Here is a 12,782-nt window from a genome sequence, read left to right on the forward strand (position 1 = left end):
TTTTTTGGCGCATTTTTTATTTATATAGTTGCGTATACGTAAATTGAATTTTGTTATATTTACTTGCGATGCTTTAGTAACTGCTGACTGGTATGGGCGTGGGTAATTGCTATAGCTAAAGCATCAGCGGCATCAGCCTGAGGGCTAGCTGGTAACTTTAATAATAATTTGACCATATGTTGTACTTGCTTTTTATCGGCTGCGCCTGTTCCTACTACACTCTGCTTAACTAAACGAGCTGCGTATTCAAAAACAGGTAAATTATTATTTACAGCAGCAACAATTGCAGCTCCCCTTGCTTGACCTAACTTTAATGCGGAATCGGCATTATGAGCCATAAAAACTTGTTCAATAGCAAACATATCAGGTTGGAATTGTAAAATAATTTCACTAACACCAGCGTATACTCGTTTTAAACGAGTAGGTAAATCATCAACAGCAGTACGGATACATCCACTACCAAGGTAGGTAAGTTGTCGTCCCGTTTGATGGATTACGCCGTAACCCGTCAAACGAGATCCTGGATCGATGCCAAGAATAATGGCCATTAGAGCGTTGCAGCAACCTCGTCAGAAACCTCACCATTATGATAAACTTCTTGAACATCATCACAATCTTCAAGCATATCAATTAAACGTAATAATTTTGGTGCAGATTCAATATCAAGATCGACTTTTGTTGCTGGAATCATTGATACTTCAGCGGCTTCGGCAACTAGCCCTGCAGCATCAAGCGCATCTTTTACTTCACCAAATGATTCTGGTGTAGTAAATACGTCAATCGCGCCGTCATCATAAGTCACAACGTCGTCTGCCCCTGCTTCAAGCGCTGCATCCATAACTTGGTCTTCATCAGTACCAGCTGGGTATGAAATAACGCCTTTTTTAGTGAACAAATATGAAACTGAACCATCAGTACCTAAGTTACCACCTGTTTTTGTAAATGCATGGCGTACTTCGGACACAGTTCGATTACGATTATCACTCAAGCATTCAACCATTACAGCTGTGCCAGCAGGTCCATAACCTTCATAGATAATTGTTTCCATGTTGCTATCATCTTCCCCACCAACACCCCGCGCAACAGCTCGGTTCATGGTATCACGGGTCATATTATTAGATAACGCTTTATCCATTGCAGCTCGTAATCGAGGATTTGACGCTGGATCGCCACCACCCAATTTTGCCGCAGTTACTAACTCACGAATAATTTTGGTAAAGATTTTACCCCGTTTTGCATCTTGTGCAGCTTTACGGTGTTTCGTATTGGCCCATTTACTATGACCTGCCATAAAATTCTCCAGATAATAATTAAAAAATCGCTATATTTTAGCAAACATTTACTTAAAATTCATTACTAATATACCGATAAGTTTTTATGTTCTGTAAATTATTCTTTATTAGGAATGATTTAATTTTTATTTATATGTAGAAATCATGTTGTTCACAGTTGTTAGAAAAGCTACTATAATAAATATACATAAAAAAGCACTAACCTCGTATCACAAATATCCGATATGACTCCTATATCATCAAGAAAAAATAATTGTTACCTATTTAGCAAACATTTAAAAACGGATAAGGCGTCTTTCTACATATTAGGTATACTGAACACTTGCATTTTAAGCACTTTGCCACGTCTAACAATGAATTAAAATATCAAATACAGCTAAAAGAAATTGCTCTTTCAATAAAAGAAAATAGAAAGACGCTATTAAAGATGATGTTATAATATAATTTTGTCAAAATGCTAATAATAACAATTTGTTATGCTCGTGAGATTGTTAACAGATAATCACTGAAAAATGAAACATTATTGAATGTAGTAACACGTTACAATAAGTTGGCAAGAAATTATATCAGTATGATTGCATTAGTACATTGCATGATGTGACTAAGAATGTAAAGGATGCTTATGATTAATACAAAAGATCAACAGCTCCTAACCAATGTGGTAATATAAACATTAAATACGATAGATCCCAAACTATAAAAATAACCTAAGAAATTGATTGATTTTCGGGCATCTATTTTCACAAAAAATTAAAGGTAGTTATCAATGAAACAAAAAATTCCTAATACATTTGGTTTAACTGTTTTTGCGCAAAAAGTTGTTACTGTAACCAGTCCCGAACAATTACAACAAGTTTGGCAAGATAACTCCCAAAATTTACCAATTATGATTATTGGCGAAGGCAGTAACACACTTTTTACCTGTGATTTTGATGGTATTGTTATTGTTAATCGTATCAAAGGTATTACCATTAACGAAACAGAACAAGCATGGCATTTAAAAGTTGGTGCTGGTGAAACTTGGCATGATCTAGTATCAACAACCATCAAGCAGAACATACCAGGGCTTGAAAACCTAGCATTAATTCCTGGATGTGTAGGTTCGGCACCGATTCAAAACATTGGTGCTTATGGTGTTGAGTTTCAAAAAGTTGCCGATTATGTGGAGCTACTTGAACTAGCTACAGGCAAAATCATCACTGTAACTGATGGCCAATATGGATATCGTGAAAGCATCTTCAAAAAAGCGTATTTGCAAGGTTATGCTGTTATCAATGTTGGTATAAAATTACCAAAACAGTGGCAGCCAGTTTTAACTTATGGGGAATTGCGAAACTTTGATCCCAAAATTGTTACTGCAAAAATGATATTTGAAAAAGTGTGTGAAATTCGTCGTAGTAAATTGCCAGATCCAAAGGTTTTAGGCAATGGTGGAAGTTTTTTTAAAAACCCTGTCATCGATAAAATTGTGGCGGACAAACTACTTGAAATTTATCCAAACATGCCAATATATCCACAAGTTAATCATCAAACAAAATTAGCCGCAGGTTGGCTTATTGATCAGTGTGGTCTTAAAGGCTACCAAATAGGTGGAGCGGCTGTGCATCAACAACAAGCATTGGTTTTAGTTAATAAAGACCAAGCAACAGCACAGGATGTGGTTGAATTAGCTCGATATATAAAAAAATGTGTATTACAAAAATTCTCGGTGAATTTATCACCCGAAATCCGATTTATCGGCAACTCAGGCGAAATAGATGCAGACAATTATTTATAATTAGCACCAAATTATAATTGCCCGCAAATTTTAACCCATAATTATACGCGATAACATTATGAAACATTCGTATTCATTCCCTATTTTATTAACGAGTTTGCTCTTTGTAACAATCTCGTTGTCAGCATTAAATACACAGGTACCATTGTGGTTAGTGCGTAATGAGTTTTCGCTTGGGCAAATTGGTCTTGTCGGATCAAGTTATTTTACTGGTAACTTGCTAGGTACCATTTTCGCCAATTGGTTTATTAATAAATTCAATGCTCGGCACACATACACCTATAGTTGCATTATTTTTGCCATCGCAACCATTGGATTAAGTTTTTCAATGAATTTTTATAGCTGGATAATGTGGCGATTTTTTATAGGTATAGCTTGTGCGGTCACTTGGGTGGTTATAGAAAGTTGTATATTACTCACTGGTCCTGTACGCACGCGAGGAAAAATGCTGGCAGTTTATTTAACCACTTATTACCTAGGTACGGTTTTAGGGCAAGCTTTGTTGCAGTATTTTCCGCAAAACATATTATATTTTGGATTAGTTATTATGTTACTGATGGGATTAGCAATTTTATTTATTTTGCTGACCCATTATAAATTACCAAAAAGGAAAAAAAGCAGCTTTAACATCATGCCAATGATATTAAATAAACCCTCTCGACTTGGGTTAACTGGTTGTGTTATTGCAGGTATGTTAATTGGATCGTTATATTCACTTTTACCAGCCTATTACTCACATTTAGGATATAGTGATATTCAGGTGGCTAATTGGATGATTTTACTGATTTTATCAGGAGTGATTGCACAAATGCCTGCTAACTGGTGTGCAGACAAATTTGGACGGCAACTTATATTATTAATTGAATCGTTACTAATGTTAATTGCATGTATTATGCTGATATTCAATTGGTTTAATGCGTTGGCGATTATTTTATTAGGCGCCACTATTTACACCATTTATCCCATATCCATGGCTTGGGCTTGCTCGTGTGTTAGAAAGCAAGATATTGTGGCGATGAATCAAGCAATGCTATTAACCAACACATTAGGGAGTTTAGTTGCTCCTGCGGTGATAGCATTTATTATGGATAAAACAAGTAATACCTATTTATTTGTTAGTTTTGCTATAATTTCGTTATACTTCATTATATTATTAGCCCAAAAAAGAGGAACGGATGCGCAGCTACAAAAATCCGCTTAAATTAATTGAAATACTAGCCGATGGTCAATTCCATTCAGGGGAAGAATTGGCAACAATTTTTGGCATAACTCGTGCTGGTATTAATAAATACATCAAACAACTGCGTGAGTGGGGGATTGAGTTAACCTCAATACAGGGTAAAGGCTATTGCTTGGCAGCGCCTCTTAATTTGCTTAATAAAACCAAAATTAACCAGCATTATCAATCGAATAGTCGATGTGAAATATTACCTATTATTGATTCAACTAACCAATATCTACTGGATCGAATTGATCAACTAACATCGGGCGATTGCTGTGTGGCCGAATTTCAATCCAAAGCACGGGGAAGGCGAGGGCGAAAATGGTTTTCACCTTTTGGCACTAATCTATACTTTTCAATGTATTGGCGACTAGAACAAGGCGTAGCGGCGGCAATGGGATTGAGTTTAGTTGTTGGTATTGTTATTGCTGACACCTTACGTGCATTATCTGGTCAAGACATCAAAGTTAAATGGCCAAACGATCTATATCTTAACGATCAAAAACTAGCTGGTATTTTAGTTGAGCTTGCAGGTAAAACTGGCGACTGTGCTCATGTTGTGATTGGTGTTGGCGTCAATTTAACCATGACAAACCCTGATACCAACATAGTTAACCAAAAATGGGCTAATTTAGGCAATGTTGATCGTAATTTATTAGTTGCGCAGGTTGCCAAAACTTTAAAAAGTCAATTAATAGAATTTGAAAAACATGGTTTAGTGCCATTTATTAATGATTGGAATAGACTAGATAACTTTGTTAACCGTCCTGTAAAACTATTAATTGGCGATAACATTATTCGAGGAATAGCAAAAGGTATAAATGACCAAGGAGCCTTATTGTTAGAACAAAATGGTAAAATTGAAGCTCATATTGGTGGCGAAATCTCATTAAGAAGTGATGAATAATAACCTAACAATCATTTAAAGAACCTATTCCACTTGCTACAAGTGAAATAGGTTAATTAAACCAATTTTAACTTTTATTCTTAAATTTCAAAACTCGAAGCGCATTAGCTGTCACAATCGCAGTCGTACCTGAATCAGCTAGCACAGCCAGCCACAGTCCAGTAAAGCCAAATAAGCTGGTAATTAAAAATACTAACTTAATTCCCAACGCAATTGTAACATTTTGTTTAATATTACGAGAGGCAAAACGAGTTAAACCAATTAGCTTAGGCAAACTTAACAAGCTATTTTTAGTTAATGCGGCATCAGCGGCTTCTAGCGCAACATCAGTACCACTACCCATAGCAATACTTACGGTTGCCGCTTTCATGGCTGGAGAATCGTTAATTCCATCGCCCACCATAGCAATCGTCGTTGAGATACGCATCTTTTCAATTTCTGCTAATTTATCGGCAGGTAACAACTCCGCACGGTAATCCATACCTAATTGCGAGGCAATGGCTTTGGCCGCTCGCGCATTATCGCCTGTCAGCATCAAAGTCTTAACGCCAAGCTTATTAAGCTCATTCATTGTAGTAATTGCATCAGCCCGCAACACATCTTGCAATGCAATAATGCCCATCAATTGTTGACTTGTTACTGCAACTACTACAGTTTTACCAGCGTTTTCAAGCTCCTCAATAATTTTGGTATGTTCATCTTTCAATGGTGATGAAACTGTCACAACCTTACTTGGTGACACAATATAAAAAGTCTGATTATCTACCTCGCCTTGAACGCCAACCCCCGCAATCGCTTTACGATTATCGGCCTCATTAATATTTAATTGATTCTGCAATGCATAATCAACAATAGCCTTAGCAATGGGGTGATGCGAACCGCTTTCAATAGCGGCAACTAATGTCAATAATTGCTCTTTTGAAATATCTTGACTAATCACATCGGTGACTTGCGGTTTACCTTCGGTTAACGTACCAGTCTTATCAAATGCAACCACTTTAACTGAACCAATATGCTCTAGCGCCGCACCGCCTTTAATTAGCACGCCTTGTTTTGCCGCATTAGACAAGGCCGACGTTATTACCGCAGGCGTTGAAATAACCAATGCACAAGGGCAACCAATTAACAATAGAGTTAAACCTCGATAAAACCAAGTATACCAATCAGCATTGAACAACAAAGGTGGCGCAATAATCACTAACAGAGCAAATAAAGCAATTGCTGGCGTATAATAACGACTAAATTTATCAATAAATCGTTCAATAGGTGCTTTACGCTCCTCGGCATCTTCAATCAATTGTAAAATACGATCTACCGCATTTTGCCCAACTTCTGATACCACTTTTAATTGGATTGTATTATCAACCACGAGTGAACCAGCCAAAATCTTATCGCCAGAAAGATAATTAACAGGGATCGACTCACCAGTTAGTGCACTTTCATCAATATTGGCTTGCTCACTTATCAAAATCACATCAGCAGGCAAACGACCACCAGACGAAATTTCAATAATATCATTGGGTTTTAAGCTATGACTGGCAACCGTTTTTCGCTCCCCATTAATGATTATCACTGTTTCTTGGGGCATCAGCTCAGCGAGCGACGAAATACCTTTTTTAGCTTTACTTGTAGCAATACTTTCTAGCATTTCGCCTATCATAAATAAAAATAAGACCATGGTTGCTTCTTCGGAGGCACCAATAAACAAAGCTCCAATAGCTGACACACTCATTAACGACTCAATTGCAAATGGTGTACCACTACGCGTTAAAACTACCGCTTCTTTCAAAATAGGTATTAACCCAACAATTGCTGTCATTATAAAGGCATATTCGCCAACGGTTTGATTCCATAACAAAAGGATATAACTCATCACAATTAAAGTGCCTAATACCACTAAAGGAATTAGTTCTTTTTTATCAAAACTGTGGGAATGATCATGATGATGAGAATGTTCTGGAGATGATTCAAAAAAAGGTTTATAGCCTAGCTCGATAACTTTATTTTCTATTAATTTAATGGTTTTTTCATTATGTTGGGGAACAAATACCACCAACTTTTCGGTAGAAAAAACAATCTTAATTTGGTTAATATTGGGTAACGCTTTTAGGCTATTTTCAATTTGTTGAGCACAGTGCGCACAATCCATGCCTTTTATTTTCCAAGTTAATTTAATTTGCTCGTTTAGCCTGTTGGGATCATCAGGGGGATCGTCAAACTCATTTTTAGACGTAGTATGAGTATCGCCCCCACAGCTATGTGTTGATTCTTGATGACAAGTTATATCGTGAGATAAATGAACATGATTATGTGCCATATTTAAACAATTGCCATGACAACACTCATGGTGATGAAGTTCATGATGTATATATTTGTTATTATATAACATAACGTTACCTATATTTATGGGTGATTTTGATTGTACGCCAAAAAATAAAAAAGAAAATCATTTTTACTTTTAGTAGCAAAAAAAGTAAAAATCACTTCAAAACTGACCTGTAACACTTTTCAAAAAATAAAGAACTAACTAATTAATTCGCTTTAATTATTAGCATGTGCAAGGCACAAAAAACACAGCAAAAACATTGTAATAAAAACAGAAATTAGCTAATAATTACTTAAATTAAGTGAAATAAAAACTTTAATAAAATCAATGGTCTACCTGAGCTATTTTAGAGAAAACACACAACACGGCAAGGTCAATCCACCTATCTTTTAACTGTGTTGTAGTGCTTTGCTAACAGAGTGAGGCAGCACGAAAAATTGGACTGCTTGGCGAGTTTGTGCTTTGTTAGGGATGCCAATTTATCAGGAACAATTTGGCACTTCTGAGCAAAGCAAATAGGCTTAAAAAAGGCGAATATCATAATGATTCGAGTAAATCATACCGATGGTTAAGAGCGAGAGCGTTGGGTACCGTAGTTCATATTTTGTATCTCATGTGAGTTGTAAGATGTTACGCTCAAAATTCTTAAATTAAACGTTATCACCAATATCAGTTATTTCGACAAAACTCAAAAGCTATAAAGCTAACAGCATATTTTAATTATAAAATTAACCTATCTATAAAGTCGAATTGTTTTATCTTTACATTTCTTTACAAAAAATCTGCTAAAAAACTAGCCAACTATTTTTTTTATGGTTATACTTTTATCGCTATAGGAAAACAAGCTTATTAAATAAGCAAATAATTATAAAAAATCTAAATAAAACAAATCATTACTTGACAGGTAAACCATAATGCATTATCATTTTAGACACCAGACACCAGACACCAGCACTGGCTAACCTATGTCTTAAATTTATTAAATAATCTTATTCGACGAATTTTTACACGAAACTTATTTATATCTTCCAAATTATCTCTCAACGTATTATCGAAATTGTTTCCAAAAAGCCTATTGGTGTTGGGGGTGTTATTACTGTCATCTTCATGGAGTTTACAGGCATTAACTAGTAAAAGTGGTCGTGTAAATAATCATCGTAGTGATGCAATAATGCTACCACAGTCGGTAGTTATCAATTATGCAAGGCCGAATCTGCTATTTGGTAAAAATGGTGTGGATATTAGTGGAGTCAACTTCGCAGGTCCAGCTGATATATGGAATCCTGATGAGGGCTTTTTAGTTCAATCAACCAATCCTGCATCATACGGCCTTAATTTTCCGACTACAGGCGCTGATGGATTATATTTTGATTTAGTTATAGAGGAAATTGATGCACGCCAATTGGTATGGGAGCCAGTTACACATGGGGGAATAACAGCCACAGTGACATGGATATGGGCTGAAGATGATTGGCTTACATCTGGAGGAGAAATTATAGCGCGCGTTACGCTAAAAGGTCCTGAGGCAAGCGCTCAAATAAATAATCATTATCCTAATCGAATTGCTGTGCCAAGGTTACCGCAGATTTTTGAGTTAGTGGGTAGAGATATTAGTACTGGTAATGAGCTGGTAAAATATGGATTTGTATTACAGAAGTGGTTCGTGAACCGTAAAGATAAACAAGATAACTATTCTAATACAGAAGCGTGGTGTAGATATTTAGGCTATCGAGTGCCGCAAGTAAAGGATCTAACGAACGCAATCTGTTTGGGTACATGGGAAGGTGATTGGTGTAAAGGCTCTGTCGGCGCTACGCCATCATCAAGTGGTAATCATTATCAGCGTCGAATAGGAGCAGGATTTTTCACTGAGTGGGGCGGTACGTACCTTTATGCTGGAGCAGGTTTCGTCTATGACTACCAATACTGGACAAGCGACACGGCTGGAAATACTCAGTTTGATGTGGACTCAGATGTTGGTGATGTGTACTTCAACCAATCGAGTAATAGCCCGCGGGGTCTTTGCGTTACTCCTTAGCTTTTAATCTTTGGAATGTGGTTAAGTTTATGGTGCTAATAAGGAACAAGCATTAAAAAAGTTTCCATGTAAGGTAAAGCCCCCTAGTTTGCGTATTTACTATTAGATAGTAAATACGTTTATTTGGTATGCCCACACTTTTTAGTACCAAAAAGATAAGGCCATCGATTTCTTTTGTATTCAATCGGCGACTAGTAATTTAATGTTGAATGAAGTCGATTATAATTAAACCAATCCACATAGTGATTAAATTCCAATTTAAGTTGCGCCAGTGAATCTTGACACAAATTCTGTTTTCACTGCTTTAAATGTGTTTTCTGTAATTGCGTTATCATAGGGGAAGCCTTTGCGACTTAACGACCGTTTAATTCCAAATGCTGTTAAACTTTCATCAATCAAATGATTATCAAACTCTTTTCCTCTATCAGAATGAAACAACTCAATCGTCTGTAAGTTCATTGGAATTTGACTCATAGCTTGCATGACCAGTGCCGCTGTTTTATGCTTGCCAGCACTTCGTCCCACTATTTCTCGATTACTGATATCAACAATTACACAAAGGTAGTGCCAACGTTGTTTAACCCTTACATAGGTTAAATCGGTCACCAATATCTTTCGTGGTTGACCTATATCAAATTCTCGATTCAGTTCATTCCCCACCGGCGATTCATTGCTTTTTTCTGTATGGATACAATATTGTTTACAGGTGTATTTCGAAACCCAGCCATTTTTCGCCATGATTCGACCTATTCGGCGTCGAGATACGGTTATGCCTTGCTTTCTCAGCTCTGCTTGCAGACGCTTTGTACCATAAGTACGATAATTATTATTAAAAATTTTACTTAGCGATATATCTTGTGGTTACTGCGTTAATTGCCGTTGATAATAGAAACGATTTCGGGTTACATTTAAACATCGACATAATGCACGTAAGCTGTATCGATGCTTATTATGTAATAATTAACTCGATTTTCTTCCCATTATCAACGCCGCTTGCTTTAGGATATCATTCTCCATTAACAAGCGTTTATTCTCTTTGCGTAGCGCGATAAGTTCGTTTTCTTCAGTTCGACGATTATCTTTTGCGATGAATGAGCCGGTAGTTTGGTACTGCATTATCCAATTATCTAATGCTGATTTGGTAAGGTCATACTCTGCGACGATATCCGCACGTTTTTTACCATTTTGATATAGCATGACCATTTGTTTTTTGAACTCGTTAGTAAAGCTACGTTTTGCTCTTCGTGATGAATCGATTACCATTGTTGTTACCTTCTTTTATTTTTAGTTTATCATAACAATGACCTTATAAAACTGGTACTAATTAGTGTAGCCGATCCAATTTGAAAAAATTCCAATAAAATCAGATTTCTGTCTGAAATGTTTTAAGGTGAAAATCCTACATATTGTAAAATTAATATGCCTGTCTTTTCACGACGTTAGAATATATCGAAAACTGAAAACTAAGTTATTGGTTTGTTATTTAGTTTTGGGACGGTTTTTGATTATAGTACGGCTTACTACGTCAGGTTATTTTTTACAATATCATGATTTTATTTATAATAATTAATATAAATTACATTCAGTTTAATCTATTTAATCAATTCGTGTTTAATTATTAGGAATCTTCTTGAATAAATCTTTAAAATTTGATAGTTTACAGGAAAGATTTTTAACATTAAAAACACTAAAAAGAAGGTAATTGTTATGACAATCAAAGTAGGTATTAATGGCTTTGGCCGTATTGGCCGTATTGTTTTCCGTGCTGCTCAAAAACGTTCAGACATTGAAATCGTTGCTATCAACGATTTATTAGATGTTGAGTATATGGCTTATATGCTTAAATATGATTCAACACATGGTCGTTTTGACGGTACAGTTGAAGTTAAAGATGGTAAATTAGTCGTTAATGGTAAAGCAATTCGTGTTACTGCTGAACGTGATCCTGCAAACTTAAAATGGAATGAAGTTGGTGTTGATGTTGTCGCTGAAGCAACTGGTTTATTCTTAACTGATGAAACTGCTCGTAAACACATCCAAGCTGGTGCTAAGAAAGTTGTTTTAACTGGCCCTTCTAAAGACAGCACTCCAATGTTTGTTATCGGTGTTAATGATAAAGATTATGCTGGTCAAGATATCGTTTCTAATGCTTCTTGTACAACTAACTGTTTAGCGCCTTTAGCTAAAGTTATCAACGATAACTTTGGTATTGTTGAAGCATTAATGACAACTGTTCATGCAACAACTGCAACTCAAAAAACTGTAGATGGTCCATCTCATAAAGATTGGCGTGGTGGTCGTGGTGCTGCTCAAAACATCATCCCTTCATCAACTGGTGCTGCTAAGGCGGTTGGTAAAGTTATCCCTGAATTAAACGGTAAATTAACTGGTATGGCTTTCCGAGTTCCTACTCCAGACGTTTCTGTTGTTGACTTAACTGCTCGTTTAGAAAAACCAGCTAAATATGAAGATATCTGTAAAGCAATCAAAGCCGCTGCTGAAGGCCCAATGAAAGGCGTTCTTGGCTATACCGAAGATGATGTTGTTTCTACTGATTTCTTAGGTGAAGTTTGTACTTCAGTATTTGATGCTAAAGCTGGTATCCAATTAAGTGATAACTTTGTTAAACTTGTTTCTTGGTATGACAATGAAGTAGGTTATTCAAACAAAGTATTAGATTTAATCGCAGTTATTTCTAAAAAATAATTGATATTTAACTTTGTTTATAAGGCGACCTTAGGGTCGCTTTTTTTATGCTCTCATTTTAGAGAGATTTTTAGTTTTTTTAGAGACAAAAAAACGCTCACTTTGTGAGTGAGCGTTTTTCTAATATGAAATTCTAAAGTTTCAATTAGATTACAACGACTTCAGCAGCTGCAGGTCCACGAGGGCTATCTTGGATAGCAAATTCAACTTGTTGTCCTTCAGCTAATGTTTTAAAACCATCACCTGAAATAGCTGAAAAGTGAACAAATACATCTTTACTTCCATCCGCAGGGGTAATAAAACCAAAACCTTTACTTTCATTAAACCATTTTACTTGGCCTGTTTTTTTATTCATTTACTAGACATCCTAACAATAATTAATAATTAGCCATTACGGCCGTATGGGTTTTAACATCGTGTTAATAATGTAACTAAAAGCCAAGATAATGTGCTTAAAAATACATTATTGTGGTTCATTGTTATTCACTATTTTGTACTTTGTTGTTTACCCAGT

General features: G+C 36.0%; 9 protein-coding genes and 1 pseudogene. 5 read left to right on the forward strand and 5 right to left on the reverse strand.

Annotated elements, in window-relative coordinates; all coding sequences use genetic code 11:
- Positions 1-59: 59 nt before the first annotated feature.
- Complete coding sequence (ruvC, locus tag A9G32_RS05120) at positions 60-548, reverse strand: crossover junction endodeoxyribonuclease RuvC (RefSeq protein ID WP_034914152.1); 489 nt, start codon at positions 546-548, stop codon at positions 60-62.
- Positions 548-1,291: a YebC/PmpR family DNA-binding transcriptional regulator gene (locus tag A9G32_RS05125; RefSeq protein WP_034914149.1), complete on the reverse strand. Its 744-nt coding sequence runs from the start codon at positions 1,289-1,291 to the stop codon at positions 548-550. The genes ruvC and A9G32_RS05125 overlap by 1 nt, the downstream gene beginning before the upstream one ends.
- A 767-nt stretch (positions 1,292-2,058) precedes the next feature.
- On the opposite strand from A9G32_RS05125, the gene murB reads away from it, so the two are divergent.
- The 3 genes from murB to birA are packed head-to-tail and all read left to right on the forward strand — an operon-like array spanning position 2,059 to position 5,198.
- A complete protein-coding gene (gene murB / locus A9G32_RS05130) occupies positions 2,059-3,069 on the forward strand; it encodes a UDP-N-acetylmuramate dehydrogenase (RefSeq protein WP_065589295.1) in 1,011 nt (336 codons plus the stop codon).
- A gap of 58 nt (positions 3,070-3,127) precedes the next feature.
- A complete protein-coding gene (locus tag A9G32_RS05135; RefSeq protein ID WP_065560337.1) occupies positions 3,128-4,270 on the forward strand; it encodes an MFS transporter in 1,143 nt (380 codons plus the stop codon).
- Positions 4,245-5,198, forward strand: a complete 954-nt coding sequence (birA, locus tag A9G32_RS05140) for a bifunctional biotin--[acetyl-CoA-carboxylase] ligase/biotin operon repressor BirA (RefSeq protein WP_065589294.1) — start codon at positions 4,245-4,247, stop codon at positions 5,196-5,198. Before A9G32_RS05135 ends, birA begins: the two co-directional genes overlap by 26 nt.
- A gap of 67 nt (positions 5,199-5,265) precedes the next feature.
- On the opposite strand, the gene A9G32_RS05145 is transcribed toward birA, so the two are convergent.
- On the reverse strand, positions 5,266-7,587 hold the full coding sequence (locus A9G32_RS05145) for a zinc/cadmium/mercury/lead-transporting ATPase (protein ID WP_065589293.1): 2,322 nt from the start codon (positions 7,585-7,587) through the stop codon (positions 5,266-5,268).
- Positions 7,588-8,611: 1,024 nt separating this feature from the next.
- On the opposite strand from A9G32_RS05145, the gene A9G32_RS05150 reads away from it, so the two are divergent.
- The gene (locus A9G32_RS05150; RefSeq protein ID WP_065589292.1) at positions 8,612-9,562 is read left to right on the forward strand and encodes a hypothetical protein; all 951 of its coding nucleotides are present in this window, start codon (positions 8,612-8,614) and stop codon (positions 9,560-9,562) included.
- Between the two features lie 191 nt (positions 9,563-9,753).
- On the opposite strand, the pseudogene A9G32_RS12775 reads toward A9G32_RS05150, so the two are convergent.
- Positions 9,754-10,825: pseudogene (locus tag A9G32_RS12775) on the reverse strand (IS3 family transposase).
- A 444-nt stretch (positions 10,826-11,269) separates the two neighbouring features.
- Between A9G32_RS12775 and gapA the strand changes: the two are divergent.
- Complete coding sequence (gene gapA / locus A9G32_RS05165) at positions 11,270-12,268, forward strand: glyceraldehyde-3-phosphate dehydrogenase (protein ID WP_034912538.1); 999 nt, start codon at positions 11,270-11,272, stop codon at positions 12,266-12,268.
- A 145-nt stretch (positions 12,269-12,413) separates the two neighbouring features.
- Here gapA and cspE read toward each other — a convergent pair whose 3' ends face one another.
- Positions 12,414-12,623, reverse strand: coding sequence for a transcription antiterminator/RNA stability regulator CspE (cspE, locus tag A9G32_RS05170; RefSeq protein ID WP_025315032.1), 210 nt, complete (start codon positions 12,621-12,623; stop codon positions 12,414-12,416).
- Between the last annotated feature and the right edge of the window lie 159 nt (positions 12,624-12,782).

This window comes from Gilliamella sp. Gris3-2 (assembly GCF_001690345.1).
Lineage (GTDB): Bacteria > Pseudomonadota > Gammaproteobacteria > Enterobacterales > Orbaceae > Gilliamella > Gilliamella bombi.

Coding starts and splice junctions, on each gene's coding strand:
- ruvC (WP_034914152.1), bottom strand. CDS start 548: ATGGCCATTATTCTTGGCATCGATCCAGGATCTCGTTTGACGGGTTAC.
- A9G32_RS05125 (WP_034914149.1), bottom strand. CDS start 1,291: ATGGCAGGTCATAGTAAATGGGCCAATACGAAACACCGTAAAGCTGCA.
- murB (WP_065589295.1), top strand. CDS start 2,059: ATGAAACAAAAAATTCCTAATACATTTGGTTTAACTGTTTTTGCGCAA.
- A9G32_RS05135 (WP_065560337.1), top strand. CDS start 3,128: ATGAAACATTCGTATTCATTCCCTATTTTATTAACGAGTTTGCTCTTT.
- birA (WP_065589294.1), top strand. CDS start 4,245: ATGCGCAGCTACAAAAATCCGCTTAAATTAATTGAAATACTAGCCGAT.
- A9G32_RS05145 (WP_065589293.1), bottom strand. CDS start 7,587: ATGTTATATAATAACAAATATATACATCATGAACTTCATCACCATGAG.
- gapA (WP_034912538.1), top strand. CDS start 11,270: ATGACAATCAAAGTAGGTATTAATGGCTTTGGCCGTATTGGCCGTATT.
- cspE (WP_025315032.1), bottom strand. CDS start 12,623: ATGAATAAAAAAACAGGCCAAGTAAAATGGTTTAATGAAAGTAAAGGT.